The sequence below is a fragment of the Nonomuraea sp. NPDC049378 genome (assembly GCF_055586745.1).
This window is the reverse complement of record NZ_JBVJHP010000003.1, coordinates 110698-131762: the sequence shown is the minus strand read 5'-3', so window position 1 is coordinate 131762 and position 21065 is coordinate 110698. Positions and strand designations below refer to the sequence as shown.

22 protein-coding genes are annotated in these 21065 nt (G+C 69.3%); 7 read left to right on the top strand and 15 right to left on the bottom strand.

What is annotated here, in order from left to right:
• Positions 1 to 143: 143 nt before the first annotated feature.
• On the top strand, positions 144 to 998 hold the full coding sequence (locus ACZ6SA_RS08305) for a helix-turn-helix domain-containing protein (RefSeq protein ID WP_465827180.1): 855 nt from the start codon (positions 144 to 146) through the stop codon (positions 996 to 998).
• 236 nt (positions 999 to 1234) lie between these two features.
• Here ACZ6SA_RS08305 and ACZ6SA_RS08300 read toward each other — a convergent pair whose 3' ends face one another.
• Positions 1235 to 2104, bottom strand: a complete 870-nt coding sequence (locus tag ACZ6SA_RS08300) for a sigma-70 family RNA polymerase sigma factor (RefSeq protein ID WP_465827179.1) — start codon at positions 2102 to 2104, stop codon at positions 1235 to 1237.
• A gap of 396 nt (positions 2105 to 2500) precedes the next feature.
• On the opposite strand from ACZ6SA_RS08300, the gene ACZ6SA_RS08295 reads away from it, so the two are divergent.
• On the top strand, positions 2501 to 2893 hold the full coding sequence (locus ACZ6SA_RS08295; RefSeq protein WP_347643191.1) for a VOC family protein: 393 nt from the start codon (positions 2501 to 2503) through the stop codon (positions 2891 to 2893).
• A gap of 11 nt (positions 2894 to 2904) precedes the next feature.
• Here ACZ6SA_RS08295 and ACZ6SA_RS08290 read toward each other — a convergent pair whose 3' ends face one another.
• The 9 genes from ACZ6SA_RS08290 to ACZ6SA_RS08250 all read right to left on the bottom strand — a co-directional run bounded on the left by ACZ6SA_RS08290 (position 2905) and on the right by ACZ6SA_RS08250 (position 11589).
• Positions 2905 to 3444: a flavin reductase family protein gene (locus ACZ6SA_RS08290; protein WP_347643192.1), complete on the bottom strand. Its 540-nt coding sequence runs from the start codon at positions 3442 to 3444 to the stop codon at positions 2905 to 2907.
• A gap of 1 nt (position 3445) precedes the next feature.
• A complete protein-coding gene (locus ACZ6SA_RS08285; protein ID WP_347643193.1) occupies positions 3446 to 4078 on the bottom strand; it encodes a DUF5825 family protein in 633 nt (210 codons plus the stop codon).
• Positions 4075 to 5910 (bottom strand): RiPP maturation radical SAM C-methyltransferase, encoded by a 1836-nt coding sequence (locus ACZ6SA_RS08280; protein ID WP_347643194.1) that lies wholly within the window; start codon positions 5908 to 5910, stop codon positions 4075 to 4077. The genes ACZ6SA_RS08285 and ACZ6SA_RS08280 overlap by 4 nt, the downstream gene beginning before the upstream one ends.
• Positions 5911 to 5921: 11 nt before the next feature.
• Positions 5922 to 6539, bottom strand: a complete 618-nt coding sequence (locus ACZ6SA_RS08275; protein WP_347643195.1) for a hypothetical protein — start codon at positions 6537 to 6539, stop codon at positions 5922 to 5924.
• Positions 6532 to 7329 (bottom strand): multinuclear nonheme iron-dependent oxidase, encoded by a 798-nt coding sequence (locus tag ACZ6SA_RS08270; protein WP_347643196.1) that lies wholly within the window; start codon positions 7327 to 7329, stop codon positions 6532 to 6534. Before ACZ6SA_RS08270 ends, ACZ6SA_RS08275 begins: the two co-directional genes overlap by 8 nt.
• Positions 7326 to 8552, bottom strand: a complete 1227-nt coding sequence (locus ACZ6SA_RS08265) for an MFS transporter (RefSeq protein ID WP_347643197.1) — start codon at positions 8550 to 8552, stop codon at positions 7326 to 7328. The genes ACZ6SA_RS08270 and ACZ6SA_RS08265 overlap by 4 nt, the downstream gene beginning before the upstream one ends.
• The gene (locus ACZ6SA_RS08260) at positions 8549 to 9667 is read right to left on the bottom strand and encodes a hypothetical protein (RefSeq protein WP_465827177.1); all 1119 of its coding nucleotides are present in this window, start codon (positions 9665 to 9667) and stop codon (positions 8549 to 8551) included. The genes ACZ6SA_RS08265 and ACZ6SA_RS08260 overlap by 4 nt, the downstream gene beginning before the upstream one ends.
• Before the next feature lie 258 nt (positions 9668 to 9925).
• Complete coding sequence (locus ACZ6SA_RS08255; RefSeq protein ID WP_347643199.1) at positions 9926 to 10732, bottom strand: PDZ domain-containing protein; 807 nt, start codon at positions 10730 to 10732, stop codon at positions 9926 to 9928.
• A 239-nt stretch (positions 10733 to 10971) separates the two neighbouring features.
• On the bottom strand, positions 10972 to 11589 hold the full coding sequence (locus ACZ6SA_RS08250; protein ID WP_465827176.1) for a hypothetical protein: 618 nt from the start codon (positions 11587 to 11589) through the stop codon (positions 10972 to 10974).
• Between the two features lie 202 nt (positions 11590 to 11791).
• On the opposite strand from ACZ6SA_RS08250, the gene ACZ6SA_RS08245 reads away from it, so the two are divergent.
• The gene (locus ACZ6SA_RS08245) at positions 11792 to 13375 is read left to right on the top strand and encodes a nitrilase-related carbon-nitrogen hydrolase (RefSeq protein WP_465827174.1); all 1584 of its coding nucleotides are present in this window, start codon (positions 11792 to 11794) and stop codon (positions 13373 to 13375) included.
• Here ACZ6SA_RS08245 and ACZ6SA_RS08240 read toward each other — a convergent pair.
• Entirely contained in the window at positions 13320 to 14306 is a 987-nt protein-coding gene (locus tag ACZ6SA_RS08240; protein WP_465827173.1) for an AraC family transcriptional regulator, read from the bottom strand. The genes ACZ6SA_RS08245 and ACZ6SA_RS08240 overlap by 56 nt on opposite strands.
• A 178-nt stretch (positions 14307 to 14484) precedes the next feature.
• Between ACZ6SA_RS08240 and ACZ6SA_RS08235 the strand changes: the two genes are divergently transcribed.
• The 4 genes from ACZ6SA_RS08235 to ACZ6SA_RS08220 all read left to right on the top strand — a co-directional run bounded on the left by ACZ6SA_RS08235 (position 14485) and on the right by ACZ6SA_RS08220 (position 18055).
• Positions 14485 to 15168 carry a C39 family peptidase gene (locus ACZ6SA_RS08235; protein WP_465827171.1) on the top strand — a complete coding sequence of 228 codons (684 nt, stop codon included), beginning with the start codon at positions 14485 to 14487 and terminating at the stop codon, positions 15166 to 15168.
• A gap of 268 nt (positions 15169 to 15436) precedes the next feature.
• On the top strand, positions 15437 to 15829 hold the full coding sequence (locus tag ACZ6SA_RS08230) for a VOC family protein (protein ID WP_347643204.1): 393 nt from the start codon (positions 15437 to 15439) through the stop codon (positions 15827 to 15829).
• A gap of 109 nt (positions 15830 to 15938) precedes the next feature.
• The gene (locus tag ACZ6SA_RS08225) at positions 15939 to 17078 is read left to right on the top strand and encodes a hypothetical protein (protein WP_347643205.1); all 1140 of its coding nucleotides are present in this window, start codon (positions 15939 to 15941) and stop codon (positions 17076 to 17078) included.
• Between the two features lie 155 nt (positions 17079 to 17233).
• On the top strand, positions 17234 to 18055 hold the full coding sequence (locus ACZ6SA_RS08220; protein ID WP_347643206.1) for a hypothetical protein: 822 nt from the start codon (positions 17234 to 17236) through the stop codon (positions 18053 to 18055).
• 7 nt (positions 18056 to 18062) lie between these two features.
• Here the strand turns inward: ACZ6SA_RS08220 and ACZ6SA_RS08215 are convergent, their stop codons facing one another.
• The 4 genes from ACZ6SA_RS08215 to ACZ6SA_RS08200 form a co-directional block, all read right to left on the bottom strand.
• Positions 18063 to 18794 (bottom strand): DUF4097 family beta strand repeat-containing protein, encoded by a 732-nt coding sequence (locus ACZ6SA_RS08215; RefSeq protein WP_347643207.1) that lies wholly within the window; start codon positions 18792 to 18794, stop codon positions 18063 to 18065.
• Between the two features lie 127 nt (positions 18795 to 18921).
• On the bottom strand, positions 18922 to 19761 hold the full coding sequence (locus ACZ6SA_RS08210) for an LLM class flavin-dependent oxidoreductase (RefSeq protein ID WP_347643208.1): 840 nt from the start codon (positions 19759 to 19761) through the stop codon (positions 18922 to 18924).
• The gene (locus ACZ6SA_RS08205; protein ID WP_347643209.1) at positions 19758 to 20603 is read right to left on the bottom strand and encodes a GNAT family N-acetyltransferase; all 846 of its coding nucleotides are present in this window, start codon (positions 20601 to 20603) and stop codon (positions 19758 to 19760) included. Before ACZ6SA_RS08205 ends, ACZ6SA_RS08210 begins: the two co-directional genes overlap by 4 nt.
• Before the next feature lie 82 nt (positions 20604 to 20685).
• The gene (locus tag ACZ6SA_RS08200) at positions 20686 to 21033 is read right to left on the bottom strand and encodes an STAS domain-containing protein (RefSeq protein WP_347643210.1); all 348 of its coding nucleotides are present in this window, start codon (positions 21031 to 21033) and stop codon (positions 20686 to 20688) included.
• Between the last annotated feature and the right edge of the window lie 32 nt (positions 21034 to 21065).

The window sequence follows — 21065 nt, the reverse complement described above, 5'->3', positions numbered from 1 at the left end:
AAGCCGGTCTGAAACGGTTGCGAGGCCCGGTCGACCGAGGTCGGCGCCGGCTCTCACATCGGGCCAGCGCTGTATACCGGCTGACCAGGGCCGCGCCGCACAAACGGTTGACAGATATGACCGGTTTTGGTGAACCTACGTCGGTGTCCGTTCTCGATCATCACGTCGACCTCGGGATCGCGCGGGTCGGCAGGAAGTCAATGCACGCGCTTCGACTGGACGCCTGCTCCATCCCCCTGGCCGGCCAGGAGGTGGTGCAGGTCGTGGTGCCGTTACGCGGAGCCGTACGGGCCGTCTGGCACGACCGGGGCTTCGCGGCGAGCTGTGACGACCTGGTCGCTCACGACCTTTCCCGGGTGCACGAGGTCGAGTTCCAGGCAGCCGACGGCCAGGACACCTTCGAGATGGCCACGGTGGAGATCCCCAGGCCGTTGCTGCCGTTCTCGGATCGGCAACTGGACGACGTCCTGGGAGTCGTCCAGCAGGCGTCGGGCGGGGTGCCGAGCCTGCTGAAGGGGTTCGTCCGCGATCTGACCCTGGAGAAGCAGTCCTTGAGGCCGGCGGACGGGGCACGACTGGGGATGGTCGCGTTGGACCTGATCTCCGCCTCCTTCGCCGCCGCCATCGAGGAGCGCGCGGAGCCGTCTCCGGAGTCCCACAGGAATGTCCTGACCCTGCGTATCCAAACATTCATTCAGCAGAACCTGCGCGATCCCGAGCTCACCCCGCGCAAGATCGCCGCCGCGCACCACATCTCGCTCAGTTACCTGTACCAGCTGTTCCAGGCGCAGGGCGCCACGGTCGCCGGCTGGCTGCGGGTCCACCGCCTGCGCCGCATCCGCCGCGATCTCGCCGATCCCGCGCTGACGAGCAGGCCGATCCATGAGATCGCCTCGCGGTGGGGATTCGTCCGCGCCGCTGACTTCAGCCGCGCCTTTCGTCACGCGTACGGCGTCACGCCGAGCGACTTCAGGAAGGCGATGACCGATCCCGATTAGAGGGCTGGAGACTGCGCCGCGGGCGGGCGTCCTCTCCACGGCTCTGCCGCAGATGGCCGCGCATGCGCCCCGGTGAGCGCGGGCCGGCTCGTGCGGCGTGCGCATGTCGGTGAAGCGTTCAGAGGTGGGGCCGCGCGGGAAGCGGAGCTGCTGGGTGCGGTTCTGGAAACTCTGCGGGCGTCGGGATACGACCGGATGACCGTGGCGGATCCGGCCGGATCGATCGGGGGTTACGGTTACGGCTCGTCGCGGCCCTTGTCGCCGGCTCGGAGAAAGACGATGTCGAGGTCGTGGAGCTGGTCCGGGTCGGTGTCGATGGCGATGCTGGTGATCTTGCCGTCGGCGATGGTGAACGTGAAGACGGCCTTCGGCCGGCCGTGGTGCGACCAGACGGCCGACGGAACGCCGTCGACCAGTGCCGGGCGGGCGGCCTGGGCGCGTCCGGAGAAGAAGGCCGCCACCGCGTGGCCGCCGCGCATCTCGCCGACCACGACGTCCGGATCGAGCAGGTCGAGCAGGGCGCCGAAGTCTCCGTTCCGGGAGGCGGCCAGGAAGGCGTCGACGATCTCCCGCTGCTGGGATCGCGTGGCGTCGGACGCCCCGGTCGCTCCCCGCACCCGGCGCCGGGCCCGGCTGGCGAGTTGCCGGGCGGCCGCCGGGGAGCGGTCGACGATGGCGCCGATCTCGCCGAACGGCACCGCGAAGATGTCGTGCAGGACGAACGCGAGCCGCTCGGCGGGAGTCAGCGTGTCCAGCACCACCATCAGCGCGATACCGACCGAATCGGCCAGCAGCGCCTCGTCCTCGGGGCCGGCCTGGCCGCTCGGGTGGATGCCCGCGGCCGGCTCGGGCGGCAGCGCGCCGGCGGGCTCCTCACGCCGGGACCGGCGGGCCTCGAGCATGGTCAGGCAGACCCGCGCGACGACCGTGGTCAGCCATCCGGCCGGATTCTCCACTTGACCGGTGTCCGCGCGACTGACCCGCAGCCACGCCTCCTGCACCGCGTCCTCGGCCTCGCCGGGTGAGCCGAGCATCCGGTACGCCACCGCCCGCAGGCGGTCCTGATGCTCGGCGAACCGCTCGCTCAGCCAGTCATGGTCAACCATCGGTCACATTCCTCCGTCGCGGCCTGTCATACCGATTGACCGGCGAACCCACGCCGATGTGACATCCGGGCCCGGCCGGCATGTGCCGCCTGCCGTTCCAGGCGGCACATGCACTTCGCTCACAAGGGGGACGGGGTATGAAAGCGCACGTCAGCTCGATCCTCCTCGGCGTCCGGGACCTGGACGCAGCCAAGCGGCTCTACACGGAGGGGCTCGGCTGGAGCATCCAGGACGACTACGGGGTCGTCGTGTTCATGGAATCGGACGGAGGCTCGCGAGTCGGCTTCCACGGCCGCGAAGGCCTGGCCGAGCAGGTGGGGGGAACGGACCAGCCCTACGCGGAGTGGTCGCCGAGAACGCCTCTGACCAACCCTTCGAAACCATCAGGAGAGAACCGTGTCACCACAGGTGAGTGCCATCATGCTCGGGGTCAAGGACCTGGCCCGCGCCAAGAAGTTCTACGCCGAAGGCCTGGGCTGCGAGATCGACAAGGACACCCGAGGATTCGTTCTGCTCAGCCTGGGCGAGGGATCCCCGCAGCTGGCTCTCTACGAATGGGAGGCGGCGGCACAGGACGCCGGTGTCTCTCCGGAGGGATCCGGATTCCGCGGCGCCTCCTTCCACATCAACCCCGACTCCAGAAAGGTGGTGGACGAGATGATGCGCAACGCGGTGGCGGCGGGCGGGAGCGTGGTCAGGGAGGCGGCTCCCGCCGAGTGGGGCGGATATTTCGGCTACTTCAGCGACCCGGACGGCTATCTGTGGAAGGTCACCACGTACGGTTCCTGACCTAAGCCGGCTCACGTAGGCGGTCGGAGGGACGTGTCCCCGCCCGCGTCCACGGCCACCGGCAGCCGTACGTATCCTCCGGACCAGAAGACCAGCGGCGGCCGGCGCGAGAAGCCCAGGTCGAGGACCGAGCCGATGAAGATGGAGTGGTCTCCGACGGCGTGGGTGCCGATGAGCTCGCACTCCACCCAGGCGGCCGTCCCGTCGAGCACCGGTGCGCCGGTGCTCGGGCCCGCTCGGTGCGGCACACCGGCGAACTGCGCACGGCCGCGCGGCCGTGCGCGGTCCGCGAAGGCGCGCGCGTACCGCTCCTGGTCTCCCGCGAGCACGGAGACCCCGAAGCAGCCGGCCGTCATGAGCCGGGCGTGCATCGACGCGTTGCGACCGACGCATACGAGGATCGTCGGGGGGTGCAGGGACACGGAGGTGATCGAGTTGGCGGTCATGCCGTGGGGTTCCGGGCCGCCGACGGTCACGACGGCGACGCCGGTGGCGAAGCAGCCCATCGTACGGCGGAAGTCGGCGTCCGCGGGCGCGAGGTCGGCGGTCATGTCAAGGCGCCATCAGCTGCGAGGGGTTGGACCATCGCCGGACGCGTCCGGCCAGCCAGACGTGATCGTCGTCGAGGCGCAGCATGAGGCCCGCGTCGTGGAACACCTCGATCTCCTCGCCGGCGTACCACGCCACGTCGGGACGGAACACGCCGCTGCCCGATGCCCGCTCGACGAAGTCGAGATGCACGTGATCGGTGAGGGTCAGCACCACGCCGGCGTCGCACCGCTGGTCGTGGATCTTGATGAAGCCCGGTCCCTTGAACCAGCGCAGCCGGCCGAAGCGATACATGGCGCGCCACTCGGCCTGGGTGCCGGCGTCCAGGCCCGACTCGGGGGCCGGCAGGTGGGTCAGCAGCGTCCAGTCGGGGACCCGGTCGAGCAGCGTCGCCGGCGCGGCCCAGCGGATCCGGAACCCCGCGGACTCGAGGTCGCGGAGCGATGCCAGAAGGCGGCAGAGATCGGCCGCTGCGGCGCCATCGCGGCCGTCGACGAACACCGCGCGGTAGCCCGCCTTCCACAGAGCCGCCACGTCGGGGACGTCCTGCGGGACGGTGTTCGGAGGTGGCAGCCCCAGGTCCTGGCCGTCCGCCGTCAGCTGCTCCGGCCGCACCGCGTAGGTCGCACTGATCATGAGGGCACCTCGACTCGGCTGTTGGCCGGATCGACGCCCGCGGTCGAGAGCCGGACGATCAGACCGCTGTCGTCGGTGAAGCAGAGCCCTCGTTCGGTCCAGTCGGAGAGCAGGCTCTCGACCTCGGTCTCGGACGCTCCGACGCGCCTGGCGATCTCCCGGCGGCGGCGTGGCGCGTCCAGCGCCGCGTACAGCGCCTTCTCCACAGGATCCGTCAGGATGTGCGTGCTCCACGCGAAGTTCGGTCTGCTGTTGGCGATCAGGTAGGAGCCGTCGATCCTCGAATAGTGCACGAGGGAGGATTCGGGGAACACCTTCCGCCAGTACTCGGCGAAGCCGGATACGCGCCCGGCGACATCCGGTTGCGCGGCGATGCCCTGCGCCTGCGATCGGAAGACGTACGCGAGATCGTCGAGCTCTGCGAGCGGCAGGTCATAGGAGATGCGATAGCGGGAGTGCGGCCCGCGATTCGGCAGTCCCAACGCCGGATCGTTGAAGTAAGGGCTGAAGCGTTCCAGCAGGATCCGCCCGACATATCCGGGAGGGGGCAGGTGAACCAGGGACTCGGCCGACTCCAGCACGTCGGTGTAGTCGCGATCCTGCTCCCCGGGGAAGCCGTAGAGATAGTTCCACAGCACCGTCATCCCCAGCTCGTCCGCGTCGCGCAGGAAGCGTACGCACTGCGCGCCCGACACGCCCTTGTCCATCAGGCGCAACACGCGGGAGGAGAGGTTCTCGATGCCGGGTTGCACGCAGACCACGCCGGCGTCCTTGAGCGTCCGCAGGTCATCGCGCCGGAGGTTCGCCTTGACCTCGAACATCACGTGCAGGTCCAGATCGCGAGCGGCCAGATCGGTCATCGCGGTGCCGATGTAGGCCTGGTCGAGGATGTTGTCCACGGCGTAGACATTCAGGCACTGGTGTCGCTCCGCCAGCTCCACCAGTTCGTCGACGAAGGATTCGGGAGACTTGCTGCGGAAGGTCATCATCGAGCCGTTGAGGCCGCAGAAGGTGCAGTGGTGCCGCTCGCCCCACCAGCAGCCCCGGCTGGCCTCGAGCACGAGTTTCGGCGAGTGGTGTTCGGCGACCCGGCTGCCGGCGAAGCGCTCGAAGAAGGCGTCGAAGTCCGGCCTCGGTATCCGCCCCGGCGGCACGAACCCCGATCGCATCGGATTGGCGAACAGCTCGCCGCCGTGCCGGCCGACCAGGCCGGGAACGGCGCTCACCGCGGACGGATCCGAGCGGTGCAGGCCCTCCAGGAGCCGCGGAAGGGCTTCCTCACCCTCGCCCCGGACGACATAGTCCACGAAGTCGAAGTTCCTGGCCACCGCCTCGCCCATGACGCCGTCGCAGTTCGCCCCGCCGAACACGGTGATCAGATCCGGCTTAAGCCGCTTGAGTGCCCTGGCGAGAGCCAGGCTCGCGATGTTCTGCTGGAAGACGCTCGAGACTCCGACCACGTCCGGGCAGGTACGCGCGATCCGCTCGGCGAGCAGGTCGATGAACTCCGGCGCCAGGCGATGCAGCGTGACGCATTCGTCGACGTCGAGACCCCAGCTCTCGGCATAGGCCGCGAAATCCGGCGTGTTCCAGTCCACGCCGTTGAGCGCCGAGGAGAAGATCCAGTCACCCGCGCCCGAGAAGTAGGAGTGCAGCGAATGGACCTCGTACCGGTCCGGGGCGTACTCCAGCCGTTCGGCGAGGAACTCGTACCAGGCGAGGTTCGCGTATTCGACGTCCACTCGCTCGACGCAGGCGGTCCTCTCGCAGACGGACGTGAGGACGCCGAGCGCCAGAGAGGGCAGGTCCAGTTGTGCCCATGGCATGGACACCAGACACACCTTCATCGTGGGGCACCTCCTTCGGGTCGCGCGGTGTTCAGTGACAGGGGGAGCCGGGCCGTCAGGCCGTAGCCGAAGGTCCGCCAGCCGTCGGGCGAGTGGGGGACCTCCGGGGTGGCCGAGGTGCCCGTGGCCATCGCGAACCGAGCCGGCCAGACGTGTTCGTACGGTGCGGTGTAGATGTCGTTGTCGTCGGCGAGCCCGCCGCGCCGGAGCCCCATGCACAGTTCGGCCCCGGCGTCGCGGCAGGAGAGCATCATCCAGCGCTGGTACGGATCGCCCATCGTGAACCACCGCAGCGTCGCGCAGGAGGCCGCCTCCGCCCACACCGCCGGATCTTCCAGGCGCAGGTAGCCGCAGAGCTCCAGCGGCAGTCGCCAGCCGAGGTCCATCCCCTCGGCCAGCGCCGCGTCCAGGAACCTGCCGAAGTCCCGTTCCCACCCCGCGCCACGGACCCGGGGCAGGTTCGGCATCGCGAGTTCGACGTCACGGCGCAGGCTCCGGTGCGTCAGTGCCGCGATCACCCGGGCGCGTCGCCGGTCGGACGGCGTGCCGGTGCCGGGAACGCCGCCCCAGAACGTACGGAACAGGGGATCGGTAACGGATCGGGGCTCAGGCATAGAGCTCACCGACCCAGCGCACGTCCGCCAGCCAGGATGCGGCATCGAGCACGCTCTCCCGCTCGACCACCATCGTGGGCGGCAACCAGCCCTGCTGCCTCATCATTCGCACATGCGAGCGTGAGCGTTCGTCCAGCGGGCAGTCGTGGGTGTCGACCAGCATGGCCGGGTCGAGGTCGGAGGGCCTGAATCCGCTGACATGTCCGGCCGCCACGAACGCGCGCACATCGGGCTCGCCCCAAAGGTCCCAACGGTCACCGCCGTTCTGCTCGGCGATCAACGCGTTGCTCGCGTCGAAGAGGATCCGGATGCCGTGCTGCTCGCAGAGCTCCCGGAAGTACGGCACCTGCCCGTCCCCGCGCGGAGACTCCGAGGCGAAGTTCTCCAGCAGCAGGGTCGTGCCGAGCAGGTCCTGCCAGCGGGCCGCGCGGCCGGCGACGGACGGGTCGGCGTAGTCGATCTCGCGCACGATCGGCAGCCTGCGCCCGTGCTCGTCGGCGGTGACCAGAAGGTGATCGGAGACGTAGAGCACCTCGAAGCTCGCGCACCAGTCCCGGACGCGGGCGGCGAGATCGGCGAGCCCGCGCGGATCGCGGTTGGCCCAGCCTGAGTTCATGATGTGGATGCTGATCGGTATGTCGCCGATCTCGGCCCGGACGTCGCGTGGTTCGAGATGGAGGAAGTTGTCCAGCAGGAGTTCGTAGAATCCGACGGCCGGTCGCAGCGTGAGGCCGGCGCCATGGGCGATCTTCCAGCTCTCCGGGCAGGTCACGTTCATGCCGACGGTCATGGCCGTTCTCCCTTCGGGGTGTCGACGACCTGCAGGACGAACAGCGTCGTCAGAGCCACTGCACAGCTCAGGGTGTAGCCGAAGGTGCCGATGAGGTCGACACCGCGTTCCATGACGAAGGGGGCGATGACCATCGATGCCCCCAGCATGCCGCGGTAGGTCGCCATCACCTGCAACCGGTTCGCCGCGCCGAACTCCTCGGTCATCATCGATTGGCGGGCGACCCGGCCGAAGCCCTGCGGGAGCGAGAAGAGGAAAAGGCACAGCCAGGCCGGATATCCGTCGGCGGCGAACGCGAACAGCAGCAACATGATCGCCCGGAAGAGGGGTTCCAGGCGAAGTGCCGTGGCATAGAGGCGGTGGCTCGGCGCCACGGTGGCGAGAAGCGAACCAGCGATGGTTCCGGACATCAGGGCGGCCATGCCGATCGCGACCCAGGAGGGCGGCCAAGCCTCCTGGACGGCTCGGACCGGCAGGCTGTAGATCACGCCGAAGACGATGAGATTGGTCGAGACCTGAACGAGAACCGGACCGCGGGCCCGTCGCGAGCGCACGATGTCGCGGACACCGCCGAACCTGTCAGGCCGGTCGGCGCCGGTCGTCTCCGGCTGGTCCGCGGGCGAGAGCGCGCCGATCGCGACGGCCATGGCGATGCCCCCGGCCGCGCTGGTCGACGCGTACAGCAGGCACAGGCCGCTCAGATCGAGAAAGCCGAAGGACAGGCCGGCGATGGCCGGACCGGCCGCGGCGCCGGCGGACGTCACGGTCGCGGTGATTCCGATCGTCCTGCGCCGGCGCGTGAGGTCAGGGAGGATCTCCGGCAGGCTGCTCATCCACGTCGCGTTGACGATGATGTTCGCGATGGTCACCACGACGAGTGGGGCGTACACGAGGAACGGGCGAGCGCCGGCGTCGGCGAGCCCGGTGGCCAGTGCCACGCCCGCCAGCGCGCCGAGCGCGGAGCCCAGCAAGATGGCCGCGCGCGGGCTGAGCCGCGCCAGCAGGAGCAGCCGCCCGATCCCGCCGGCGAGCAGGAACGGGATCCCGGCGGCGAGGCCTGTAATGCTCAGGCTGATCGCCGATCCGGGCACCGCCGCCGCCATCAGGACGGCCGCGTCCGTGATCCGCCCGCCCACCGTGATGGCCGCCAGCATCGCCACGCAGGTGCCGATCCGGACCACCCGAGGGCCGGCGACGTGGGTCGGCGTGTCGGTCTCCGTCATGGCAACAGGGCGAGCGCCGCCCGGTCGAGCGTCTCGTCAAAGGAGGGAGGCGTGCTGACGACCGCAGCCGTCGTCTCGCGCAGTCGCCCGGTCAGCCGCTCGATGCCGTGCCCGCCCATCGCGGCGAACAGCAGCGTCACCCGTCCCGCGGCCGCGGTCGCACCGATCAAGATCAACGACTCGCCCACGTGACGCCACGTCATGACATCGAGGGGATCGACTCTGATCAGTTCGGTGGCCCAGTGGTACAGATCGTCCGCATCCCGCAGGATTCCCGCGAGCTTCATCTGCGACTCACAGACGATCTTGTAGTTCTCAGCCGCCAGCAAGCCCGAATAAGACGACATTTCCGCCGACAGCGTGGTCGCGACGTCCGCGGCCCGCACGCAGTCCGCCATGGTCGAAAGGGCCGGCCCCGGCTCACCCACCCGGATCTGCAGCAGCGCCCTGACGCGGTGGAACCGGGACTCCAGCAGCGCGTTGAGGAACGGCGTGTCCGAGCCCAGGCTCGCCAGCGCCTTCTCCGCGCCTTCCAGCGACCAGCGGGCACGGTCGGCATCCCGGGCGACCCGCAGGTAGGTGGAGGTCAGCTGGATGAGCGAGTTGAGGCCGACGTCGGGGGTGGACTCCAGGCCGACCCGGACGAGCCGGTCCTCGACGAACTCGTCGTATCCGCCGAGTTGCCGCAGGCCGCGCGTGGCCTGGTACCACATCGTGCCGCCGTCGCGGTCGGTGTGGCCGTCCGGCAGCCGCTCGATGATGTCCGGCAGCAGGCGCTGCTCGGAAAGGCAGTTGAGGGTGGCGATCACGGCCGCGATCCGGGACGGAGGAAGCTCGTCGAGACGGTCGAGGTCGGACTGCAGTGTCCGCAAGGGCGCCGCGTCGAACTCGGCGGCGCAGGCGCCGAAATCCGGGTCGAGGCCGAACGACCGGCAGGCGTTGTAGCGTACGTTCGCCGGATACATGATCGAGGACCAGGGCAACCGGTGTTCACCGAGATCGCCCGAGGCCAGGTGGATCGCATGCTGGAGATGAACAGGCGCGTCCCGGCCCGGCGCAGGCGCTATCAGCGGCAGCCAGCGTCGGAGGGCGTAGGCGCCGCCGACATCGGTCATCGGAAAGTGTCCTTCGGTGCGTTCGGATGAGCACCCGGCGCCGCCGGGAACGCAGGCGCCGGGTGCCCGGGAATCAGTAACTGGTCATGCAACCCGCGATGGCGAGGTTCTTCGCGGCCCCCACCGACTTCTTGGTGAAGATGACCGGCTTAGGCTGAATCGTCTTCGCCTCGGTCGACTTGTTCATGGTGCACCTCCTCTCGGAATTCGCTATGTCGAGCGATGGGTCTCGCTCTTTCCATCGAGCCCCGTCCGCCGTCACCGTCGGGCCGGAACCCAATCCTCATCCGCCCGCAGCAGGAATCGCCGGCGCGCGGTTTCGTAGTCTTCGGTGGCCAGTCGCACCGTACGGTCCTGGAGCCGGACCTCGCCGACGTCGCCCGGTTCGCATTCGTCGATCCAGTCATGGAAATCGTCCAGGGCGTTCATCCGGATCCCGTTGACACTGACCAGGACGTCGCCCTCGCGAATGCCGGCGACATCCGCCGGTGAACCCTTGATCGCCTGCGAAACCAGCAGGCCGATGCCGGTGGCGCCGCCGACGAACTGCAGGCCCGACAGGCAGGAGGGCCTCGGCAAGGGCGGGCGCCCCTCGACGTCCACCGCGAGATCGAGCACACGCTGGCGCCAGTGCCGGTGGTGACCGTCGAACTCGAAAAGGCCCAGTCCCTCGTGCGGAAAACCGGAATGGGTCAACCAGAGATCGCACTCGACCGGATAGTCCTGGTGGAAAACCGGATAGGAGGGCCGGAGCTGGAAGCTCAGGTCCGTCCAGACGCCGCTCGCGGGCAGGGGATACTCAAGGGCCAGCAGCCACCCGGGGACGGCCTCTTTGACCCGGCCCACGATCTCGTGGCTCGCCGCCACGTCAGCCCGCCCTTGGGTGTGCAACGCGAAGCGGAACGCACCGCCTTCTTTCAGTTCGAGCTCGACCTCTGACATCCGTAGCCAGGATTTGATGCCGGCTGGGGTCGACAGCCGTTCCCAGATCTCATCCTGGGAAGCGCGTATACTTCTGATGAAGTCGATCGTCCGGCCGCGACGATCCCATGGATGCAGGTCCATGAAGCCCGTCCCTCTCCGTTGCGTACGATGCTTGCCGACAGCGTTGTGGTGGTTCGGTCGCCCGGTGCTCAACCGATATGGCTGGCACGCTAGAAGTCATCGCTTTAATGACGATTTACTTGTTCTTCAGGACCCATTAATTCCGGCGCCGGAAATCACATTCGCGCACGTCGGACGGCACGCTGGTGCGTTGGCAGCGCCTTGACGAAGGCGCCTGGCCGCGACCCCGGCGGTGAGTCTCAGTCGTAGACCGGCCCCTGCCAGACGGTGACGTCGAGGGTCATGTAGTGGGCGTCCTCGTCCGAGTCGCTCCAGCCGGTCACCTTGACGAGCGTGATCAGCCCGCTGTCCGTGTCGGTGACGCAGAGCGCCGCACCCTCCGGCAGCTTCGAGCCGGGAATGCCGGGGATGGCGACGTGCTGGTAGTAACGGGTGTCGTCGCGGCAGGTGCGGTATTCACGTGGTTGCCCGGGTTTCAGGAGGACCACCTGCCGTCCACCGCGCACCGACACGTAACCGTCATGCCTCATGCCCATCGTCCCGTTCTCCTGGTTCGGGCGAATGGGCCTGTCGGAGAAGGAGATCGTGTAGCCCTTCGAAAGGTTGATGCCTTTCTGCCGGTAAATGGGCGGCGGATCGTCGCCTATGGGCGTCTCGGACGGAGGGCTGCTCGGCTGGGCGGTTTCCGCCGGCGGAGCGCTGGGTGATCCTGCTCCGGTAGAGGGAGACGGCTGCTCGTTCCCGAACCAGTCGTAGAGGTTGCCGGTAGGGCCGTTGACGAGTGCGATGATGATCGCCACCGCTACTGGGGCCAAGACGATCCAGAGGAACTTCTGGCTCGGCCGCTCGCGCTCCACCCGCTCAGTATCTTCTCGGACTCCCCTTTTAGCGAGGCATTCCTGGCCGGGCGAGGAGCGGTTCGGTCATGAATGAAGAGAGGCCGGGTCACAGCCCTCAGGAGGGTGCCGCGGTTAGCGTCGGTCCGCGACCGGATCGGCCGTCGCGCAAGGCACTGGTCGAACCCTCCGGGCGGAGGCTTCGACGGCGGGGAAGGATCACATGCGGGCAGAGCAGATCGAGCGGCGGAGCGAGGCCGCGCCGCCGGTCCCTGGCGGACGTCGGTGGCGGTGGGCCTGGCTGGGAGCGGGGACGCTGCTGTGGCTCTTCGCGGTTCACGGCCGTTTCGACATCGCCGTGGCGGCGTGGTTGTCCCCGGTCTTCCTGCTGAGGTTCGTACGGACCGGCCCGGCACTCGGCGGGCTCGCGGCAGTGTGGGCGGCCTCGGCGCTGGCCGGCGTGTTCTGGCTGGTCGAGACCGCCGTGCCGATGACCGTGATCGTGGTGGTGGGCATCATCGGGCTGGGCACCCTGACGGTCGTGCCGTACGTCGTGGACCGGCTCGTCTCCCCGAGGGCGGGTACGGTCACGTCCCTGCTGCTGTTCCCGGCGGCGCTGGCGGCCTGCGAGTTCCTGATGACGCTGCTCAGCCCGTTCGGCACCGCGTTCGGCGTGCCGGCCGCCACCCAGCACGACGACCTGGCGCTGCTGCAGGTCGTGTCGGTGACCGGCCCGTACGGCGTGGGGTTCCTCATCGGCTGGTTCGCGACGACGGCGAACCACCTCTGGGAGCACCGCCTGCGGGCGAACGCCGTCCGTGGCGCGGCCGCGTACGTCGTCGTGCTCCTGATCGCCTTTCTCGCCGGCGGGGCGAGGCTCGCGTTCCTCCCGCCGGACGGCGGCACCGTGCGGGTCGCCGGCATCAGCCCGGACACCTCGGTCACCCGCGAACTGCGCGCCACGCTCAGCGCGGACCTCACCCCGCAGCAGGTGGCGGGACAGGATCAGGCGACCGTACGGACGGCCTTCGGCAAGGTCAACGCCAACCTGCTGGCCAGGACGCGGGAGGCGGGGCAGGCGGGCGCGAAAATCGTGATGTGGTCCGAGCAGGCCGCCGGCGTCCTGGCCGCCGACGAGCGGGCGTTCCTCGGCCAGGTGGCGGCCGTGGCGCGGGAGAGCGGGATCTACCTGCAGGCCGCCGTGTCCGTCGTCCTGCCGCAGGCGCCCTACGCGGCGAACCGCACCTACCTGTACGACCCGGCAGGCACGCGGGTCTGGGTCTACAACAAGGCCCATCCCATTCCCGGCCTGGAGTTCTACCCGCCGGGCGACGGCGTGGTGCCGGTCGCGCGGACGCCGTACGGGCGGCTGGCCACGGTGATCTGCTTCGACGCCGACTTTCCCGAGCTGATGCGCGTGGACGCCGACATCGTGCTCGTGCCCGCACGCGACTGGGCGGAGATCGGGCCGGTGCACAGCCAGAAGGCGAGCCTGCGCTCGATCGAGAACGGGTACGCGATGGTCCGGCAGGCCGAGTTCGGAGTGTCGGGGGCGTTCGACCCGCAGGGCAGGGTGCTGGCCGCGCACGACTACGCGGGCGGCGACCGGCACGTGGTCTTCTCCGACGTGCCCGTGCGCGGCACCACCACCGTCTACCGGGTGATCGCCGACGCCTTCGCCTGGGTGTGCCTGGCCGGGACGGCCGTCGCGATCGGCCTGGCGGTCCGCCGCCGCACCCGACAGCCCCGGGTCAGACGGTGTGCCGGGCGCGGTAGGCGCCCGGCGGGCTGCCGACCCAGCGCGTGAAGGCCCGTCGGAACGCGCTGGGCTCGGAGAAGCCGAGCCGCGAGGAGATCTCCTCGATCGACTCCCTGCCGCGCTCCAGGCTCGCGACGGCCAGGTCCCGCAGCACCTCCTCCCGGATTCGCTGGAACGACGTGCCCTCCTGCCGTAGGAGCCGGCGCATGTGCTGAGGGCTGATCGACAGCCTGGCGGCCACGTCGTCGGCGCGCGTCCATTCGGTGGTGTCGCCGCGTTCGAGGACGTTGCGTACGCGGGCGGCGGTCGTCGTGCCGTAGTCGCGGTGCAGGATCAGGTCGGCCGGCCAGCGGCGGAGGTAGCGCAGCAGGTCGGCTTCCCCGCGCACGACGGGGGCCGTGAGGTGCCGGGCGTCGAAGCTGATCGACACCGCCGGAGCGTCGAAGACCGGCATCCGGCCGAAGACCGGCACGTATGCGTCGCTGTACCCGGGCTCGGGGAAGGGCAGCTCCAGCCGGGACGGCACGATGTGCTTCCCGGCGAGCCAGGCCGGGAAGCGGTGCACGAGGGCGAGCATGATCTCGGCGGCGAGCGGCGGGATGCGGGTGCCGGGCTCGGCGGCGATCTCGATCCGGCAGGTGGCGCCGTCGACGACGAGACGGCTGCGGGTGTAGCCCGTGGTGATCGACGCGAACTCGGTCAGGCGCTCGAGCGCGGCCCGCAGGTCGGGCGCGTGGATCAGCCCCAGCGAGATCATCCGGAAGGTGCCGGGCGGGATCGGCCGCGGCCCGAGCCTGAGCAGCTCGTCGTCGCTGTGCCGCCACAGGGTCCGCATCGCCTCGACCGTCTGGGCGCAGCTGACGTGGGTGGCGCCGGGCCGCGTCAGCGCGGGCAGGGCGCGCCCGATGTCGAGATCGGGCGTCTCCGCGGAGGCGACGGCCGCGCGTACGAACTGGATCGCCACGCCGCCCGCCGACATGTGCACCACCCTCTCGCTGCACGAATGACGCTAACAGACGACCTGCCGGACATCAGGGGACACATCGGCTCTTCAGGCTCATCGTAACCTTCCGTAACCGTTTGCACTCTTTTAACAACTCAACTACGGTCCTTGACCACTGTCAGTCGTTTGTGTGCACACATGGAGCGATCAAGTGATGAACCGCAGGACAGGGACCGCCGTCGGCCTCACCGTGACCATCGGCGCTCTGTGCTTCACCTCTCTGACTCCGGCTCACGCCTCTCCCTCGACCCCCACGCCCGCCCCGGCTCCCACCTCCACCCCCACCCCGACCGCCAGCACCAAGGGCCTGCTCAGCCCGCTGAAGTACAAGGTCAGCCTCAAAGGGCAGTACCAGCAGACCAACTACTACTGCGTGCCCGCCTCGTCGTCGATGAGCCTGTCGACCTTCGGCGTCAAGGTCAGCCAGAAGACCCTGGCCAAGAAGATGAAGACCACCGCCTCCGGCGGCACCAAGGGCAAGTACGCCATTCCGGTGATCAACACCTACCTCAAGTCGAAGGGGTACAAGGTCACGAGCACGACCGACGCCGACGGCAACGCGCTGGTGCTCATGGACCGGGTCTCCACCCAGGTGGGCGAGCTGCACAAGGCGCCGGTGCTCGCGGTGTGGATGGAGCAGCTGCCCTGGAACAAGGGCAAGGTCAAGGGCTCGAAGGTCGGCCACGCGATCATCGCGTACGGCTACGACAAGCTGGCGAACACCATCACCGTCTACGACCCCTGGAAGCCCACCGGCGGCTCCCACACCATCAAGGCGTCCACCCTGGCCAAGGTCCTGCAGTCGGGCGGCAACATGTACTCCATCTCGAAGAGCTGACCTATATCCCACGGTTTCGGCCCATATTTCACGGTGGTCCCTGATCATCTTCCGGCGGCGCACTACGGTCCCTGCTCGTCGTCCGTACGAACACCTGGAGCCGTCAAGTGACGAACCGCAGGACAGGGACCGCCGTCGGCCTCACCGTGAGCATCGGCGCCCTGTGCCGACCGGCGGCTCCCACACCGTCAACGCCTCGACACTGGCCAAGACCCTGCAGCCGGGCTGGAACATGTACTTCGTCGAGAAACTCTGATCTACTGCCCGGATGCTGCATCACGTCGAGCTGTGGGTGCCCGACCTGGGGCGCGCCACCGAGAGCTGGCAGTGGCTGCTGCGGGCCCTCGGCTACAGCCCCTACCAGGAGTGGAGCGACGGCCGTAGCTGGCGGTCGGGGCTGACGTACGTGGTGCTGGAGCAGTCGCCGGCGCTCATCGCCGACCGGCACGACCGCTGCCGTCCCGGCCTGAACCATCTGGCCTTCCACGTGGACGGGCGGGCCCGGCTGGACGAGCTGGTGGGGGAGGCGCCGGCGTACGGCTGGACGCTGCTGTTCCCCGACCGCCACCCCCATGCCGGCGGTGACGAGCACTACGCCGCCTACCTGGAGGACCGCGACGGCTTTGAGGTCGAGCTGGTCGCCTCCCGCCTCGACGGTTAACGGTTTGTCCGGGCTTCACGGCGTGTTGGGGTAAATGTCAGATATTGGCACCATGTCGGTATACCTTCTGGTTTCGGGCTGATCCTTAATCGGAAACGGGTACTGCAACATGCGCAAGGTCCTGACCTTCACCCTCGCCGCCACCGCCACTCTCGGCCTGCTCTCCACCGCGGTCTCCGCCACCCCCGCCGACCGCCCCCGGGACCTCCCGAAGGAGATCTACGGTGGCGCCTGGACCGCCGGCCACGTCCAGGGCATCGCCATCGACCAGCGCAAGGGGTACATGTACTTCTCCTTCACCAACCTGCTCGTCAAGACCGACCTCAAGGGCAACCCGGTCGGCTCGGTGACGGGCTTCACGGGGCATCTCGGCGACCTCGACTTCAACGCCAGGGACGGGCGGGTGTACGGCTCCCTGGAGTACAAGGAGCAGGAGTCGTTCTACATCGCCATCTTCGACGCCGACCGCATCACCAGCATGAACATGGACGCGCAGACCACCGACGTGGTCAGGACCGTGTACCTCAAGGAGGTCGTCGACGACTACGTCGCCGACATGAACGGCGACGGCAAGTTCGACGGCAACATCGCTGACACCCCCGACCACAGGTACGGCTGCAGCGGCATCGACGGCGTGTCGTTCGGGCCGGAGTTCGGCAAGAAGCACGGCAAGGAGCGGCTGACCGTCGCGTACGGCGTCTACTCCCACGTCGGCAGGGAGGACAACGACCACCAGGTCCTCCTCCAGTACGACATCAGCCGGTGGAAGAAGTACGAGAAGCCGCTCACCGAGAGCGACCCGCACACCAGCGGCCCCGAGCAGGTGGACGGGAAATACTTCGTCTACACCGGCAACACCACCTACGGCGTGCAGAACCTGGAGTACGACGACCACACGGGCAACTGGATGATGGCCGTGTACAAGGGGAAGAAGCCGCAGTTCCCCAACTACCCCTTCTTCATGGTGAAGGGCGACGAGCAGCCCAGGAAGGGCGAGATCGTCGGCCAGCCGGAGCCCGAGCAGGGCAACCTGCTCACCCTGGCGCCGGGCGGGCTGGAGCACGAGGAGTCGGGCGTGCGTGGGTGGGAGTTCACCGGCGAGTACGGCCTGATCTCGCTCGGCCGGGGCCGCTACTATGCCTCCAGAGCCGGCACGATCACGGAGGACGGCGAGACCAAGCACACCGGGCACGCCGAGCTCCACCGCTGGACGGGCCAGGTGCCGACGCCCTTCGCGAAGGTCGGTTGACCCTGCGGCTCTCTTGACCGAGGACGAACCGGCGCTTAACCCGGCGTCCACGCTTGTCGCGGCTCACACCACTCGCCAGCGGTCAGCATGTATCCCCTGTTATGGTCTTACCTTGTCTTAAAAACCTGGTAAAAAAATCCTGTCCGGGGAGGGTCATGCAGACCAAGAGGAAGATCGCAGTCGTCGCATCCGTGGTTGCCGGGCTCGCCGCTCCGGCCGTGGCCGTAGCCCCCGCGGCCGGAGCCCAGGCGGCGCCGGCGTGGCAGGCGTACCACAACGCGACCCCGGCGCAGAGCGTGATGCACGTGAAGACGCTCAAGAGCCGCGGCTACCGGCCGATCACGGTGAACATCTCCGACGGAGAGCGCTACGCGGCCGTGTGGATCAAGGGCAGTTCGTCGGGATGGGGCATCTGGCAGGGCATGTCGTCCCGCGAGTTCCAGCACCAGTTCGACGCGGGCATGCGGGAAGGCGCGCAGCCCGTCTCCGTCTCGGCGACCGGGCCGGCCGACGCACCCCTCTTCACCGCCATCTGGGAGCGCAAGAGCACAAAGTTCCTCACCAAGCACGGCCTCACGCCCGCACAGTTCGGCGCCTACAACAAGGAGGCCGCGGCGCAGGGGCTGGCGCTCTCCTCCGTCGACGCCTACGGCACCCCCGGCGACATCCGCTACGTGGGCGTGTGGACCCCCAACCCCGGCGGAACCTGGAAGTACACCTACGGCATGTCGCGCGAGCGCCACAAGGAGGAGTTCTACGCGAAGAAGAGTCAGGGCTACCGGCCGGTCAAGGTGGCGGTGGCGCCCGACGGCACGTACGCGGCCGTGTGGCGCAAGGACGGGCGCAAGTCCTGGGCCCACTACATCGACATGTCCGCGGCCGGCTACCAGAAGCGGTTCAACGCCCTCAAGAAGCGAGGGCTGCACCCCGTCCAGGTGAACGCCGAGAACGGCAGGTACACCGCCATCTGGGAGTAGGGCACGCTCACCTGGCGAGGACGCGGACGTCCCCCGACCCGCTGCGGGCGACGATGGTGCGGGAACTCCCGGCGTCGCGCGTGACCGTGGTGCGTTCGCGGCCCTCCTTGCTCGTGACCGTGACCGCGTACGAGCCGGAAGGCACGTTCGCGGTCACCCTGCCCTCGCGTGAGAGCAGGTCGAGGTCGGCGGGCGGGCGGTCGAACGCCACGTCGATCTGCCCGTCGACCGTCCGGCACCTGACCGCGTCCGACGTCAGGCCCTCAGCCGTGATCGAGCCCTCGCTGCGCAGCCGCAACCGTCCGGAGGCGCCCGACACCTGGATGCGGTCGCGGCTCACCACGTCCACGTCCTGGGCGAGGCCCTTGAGGATGACGCCGTCGGCCGCTTCGACCGACAGCCGTACGCCGGGCGGGACGCGGACGTGGTAGCGGGCGCCGCAGTCGCCCACGATCATGTTGCAGTCGGCGCTCAGGCGGAGCGTGCCGTCGCGCAGCGACCAGGTGGCGTTGCCCTCGTCAGCGGCCTTGCCGCGCACCCACCGCTCCACCTCGACCCGCCCTCCGGCTCCTTGGAGCACGCGCACGCCGCCCAGCGACGACCGGATTCCCAACTCGGGGCCCGTGAAGACGAACGACTCCGTGGCGCGCACCTCCGCGGCGTCGAGCTCCACGCCGCAGCCCGTCGCGGCCAGGGCCATGGCCGCCGCGCAGGCCGCCGCTACTGTGATGTGCCTCATGCGGACGATGGTGGCCGAACGCCGCTCGCCCGCCATCGGCCGGAGGACCGACCGCCTCCTGTAGCCCATCGGCCATTCGGCCGAAGGCGCTCCCCGGCCGCGTCGAACGGCCGGCTGAAGGATCGCGTCAGAGAGCCGACAGCAGCGCGTTGACGTGGCGCAGCGGGTCCGCCCCCAGCGGGCGCACCGCGACCGTGTCGGCGCCCGCCGCCCACATGCTCTTGACCTGCGCCGCCGCCTCGTCGGGTGTCCCGGTCGCCATCACCACGTCCGCGGGCGAGACCCCCAGGAACTCCGCCTGCCCGGCCACCGTCTCCTCCACCGCCTCGGCGGCGCCGGCCCCCGTGTGCAGGTAGGTGAAGACCACGAGCTCGTGATCCGCGCCGCCGCCGATCTGCGACCGCACGCCGGGCAGCTGCGCGGGACCGATGCCTTCGGGCACGATCGTGCCCTGCGCGACCCGTCCCGACAACGCCAGAGAGCGCGGTCCCTTCACCCCGGCGAGCACGGGCGGCGGCTCGGCCGGCGGGTGCACCAGCGACACGCCGTCGAGGTGCACGGACCGGCCGTGCAGGGTGACCGTCTCGCCGCGCAGCAGCGCGCGTACGGACGTGATCGTCTCCTCCAGGAGGGACAGCGGCGAGGCAACGGCGGCGCCGGCCTGGCGCATCCAGGCGGGCACGCCGTGACCGATGCCGGCGGCCAGCCGGCCGGGATGCATGCGGGCCAGATTGGCCAGCTCCATCGCCAGCAGCATCGGATTGCGCAGGGGAGCGGGGGTGATGCCGATGCCGACGCGCAGCCGGGACGTGACGGCGAGTGCGGTGGCCGCCGCCGAGACGCCGCCCGTCCAGCCGAGGTCCTCCACCACCCACAGGTCGTCGACGGCGGTGCCGTCGAGCTCTCCGGCGAACGGGATCAGCTGCTCGGGCGGCAGGTCCCGGTCGAACATGACGCCAAGTCTCATGATGCTCTCCAGTAGTAGCGAAAGAGCCGGCCGACCTCCGCGTATCCGGCGCGCAGGAACGCGCCGGCCGACGGGACGTTGGCGGCGTCGGTGGCCGCGACGATGCGCGGCACGCCGGCCTCGGCGAGCGTGCGGGTGCCCCTGGCCAGCAGGTCGTTGACGTAGCCGTGGCCGCGGTGCTCGGGCAGCACCCCGATGTAGGCGATGGAGTGGTCGTCGGGAACCACCAGCCCGACGGGGGCGTCGCCCAGACAGCCGATGACGAACCAGTCGGGCTTGGCCTTGCGGTTGATCAGGTCGTCGTACATCCACCGGGCCTCGCGCTCGGCTCCCACGGTGGCCACCTCGACCTGGGTGTCGTGGTCGAGCGAGCCCTCGGACACGCGGATGAGGATGTCGAGCACGTATGACGGGTCCATGCGGCGCGCGGGGCGGTAGGTCAGCCGGCCGGGGTCGTCGGGCAGGTCGGTGCCCGCCGCCCATTCGAGCATGAGCCGCTCGACCTCCATGGTGAAGCCGGCCAGGGTCAGGGCCTCGTGCTCGACGGCGCGGTCGACGACAGGGGAGAGCCCGGGTCTGAGGGGGATGTCGTGGATCATCTTGCTCAGCCCCATCTCCGCCAGGCTGCGGCGCACCAGGCCGGCGGCGGCGACGGGGTCGGGCCCGGGGTCGAACTGCCAGGTGATCACTGGTCCGGAGCCGGGAAAGGGCGCCCAGTAGGCGAGGCGGGCCTGCCCTTCCGTGAAGCACCACTCGGGCCGCGTCCTGCCCTCCTCGAAGGCGGACACCAGCTGGGAGCGGGCAGGCTCGGGGAACTGGTCGAACAACGTGAAGGCCTCCATGCGCGCGAAGGGGGGCTCCCGCTGGGCGTGCCCACGATGACATCTTCTCGCACGCCTGCCGCGGATCAAGACCGCCCGCGGGTCAGGCGGCGTCGTCGAGGGCCGTGCGCGCCTCGCCGAGCGATTCGGTGGTCTCGAAATGGTGGTCCAGGTTGGTGATCGTCAGCAGGTGGCGGATCATGCCGGGGCCGACCACGAGGATCAGGCGGCCGTGCCGCTGGTGGACCTGGTTGTACGTGGAAACCAGCACGCCCAGGCCGACGGAGTCGCAGAAGGGGGCCCCGGTCAGGTCGATGACGAGTTGGAGCGGCTCGGCGGCGGCCATCGCCTGCTCCAGCTCGGCCTGCAGCCTCGGAGCCCCTGCCACGTCAAGGTCGCCTGCGATGTGGACGACCGTGCAGCGGTCCTCCCGCCACTGTCTGACCACCATGGGCCTCACCTGTCCCGACCTGCAGAAAGATA

Coding starts and splice junctions, on each gene's coding strand:
- ACZ6SA_RS08205 (WP_347643209.1), bottom strand. CDS start 20,603: ATGGAGGCCTTCACGTTGTTCGACCAGTTCCCCGAGCCTGCCCGCTCC.
- ACZ6SA_RS08210 (WP_347643208.1), bottom strand. CDS start 19,761: ATGAGACTTGGCGTCATGTTCGACCGGGACCTGCCGCCCGAGCAGCTG.
- ACZ6SA_RS08200 (WP_347643210.1), bottom strand. CDS start 21,033: ATGGTGGTCAGACAGTGGCGGGAGGACCGCTGCACGGTCGTCCACATC.
- ACZ6SA_RS08220 (WP_347643206.1), top strand. CDS start 17,234: ATGCAGACCAAGAGGAAGATCGCAGTCGTCGCATCCGTGGTTGCCGGG.
- ACZ6SA_RS08265 (WP_347643197.1), bottom strand. CDS start 8,552: ATGACGGAGACCGACACGCCGACCCACGTCGCCGGCCCTCGGGTGGTC.
- ACZ6SA_RS08230 (WP_347643204.1), top strand. CDS start 15,437: ATGCTGCATCACGTCGAGCTGTGGGTGCCCGACCTGGGGCGCGCCACC.
- ACZ6SA_RS08240 (WP_465827173.1), bottom strand. CDS start 14,306: ATGTCGGCGGGCGGCGTGGCGATCCAGTTCGTACGCGCGGCCGTCGCC.
- ACZ6SA_RS08225 (WP_347643205.1), top strand. CDS start 15,939: ATGCGCAAGGTCCTGACCTTCACCCTCGCCGCCACCGCCACTCTCGGC.
- ACZ6SA_RS08235 (WP_465827171.1), top strand. CDS start 14,485: ATGAACCGCAGGACAGGGACCGCCGTCGGCCTCACCGTGACCATCGGC.
- ACZ6SA_RS08300 (WP_465827179.1), bottom strand. CDS start 2,104: ATGGTTGACCATGACTGGCTGAGCGAGCGGTTCGCCGAGCATCAGGAC.
- ACZ6SA_RS08290 (WP_347643192.1), bottom strand. CDS start 3,444: ATGACCGCCGACCTCGCGCCCGCGGACGCCGACTTCCGCCGTACGATG.
- ACZ6SA_RS08285 (WP_347643193.1), bottom strand. CDS start 4,078: ATGATCAGTGCGACCTACGCGGTGCGGCCGGAGCAGCTGACGGCGGAC.
- ACZ6SA_RS08275 (WP_347643195.1), bottom strand. CDS start 6,539: ATGCCTGAGCCCCGATCCGTTACCGATCCCCTGTTCCGTACGTTCTGG.
- ACZ6SA_RS08270 (WP_347643196.1), bottom strand. CDS start 7,329: ATGACCGTCGGCATGAACGTGACCTGCCCGGAGAGCTGGAAGATCGCC.
- ACZ6SA_RS08215 (WP_347643207.1), bottom strand. CDS start 18,794: ATGAGGCACATCACAGTAGCGGCGGCCTGCGCGGCGGCCATGGCCCTG.
- ACZ6SA_RS08255 (WP_347643199.1), bottom strand. CDS start 10,732: ATGGACCTGCATCCATGGGATCGTCGCGGCCGGACGATCGACTTCATC.
- ACZ6SA_RS08260 (WP_465827177.1), bottom strand. CDS start 9,667: ATGACCGATGTCGGCGGCGCCTACGCCCTCCGACGCTGGCTGCCGCTG.
- ACZ6SA_RS08245 (WP_465827174.1), top strand. CDS start 11,792: ATGCGGGCAGAGCAGATCGAGCGGCGGAGCGAGGCCGCGCCGCCGGTC.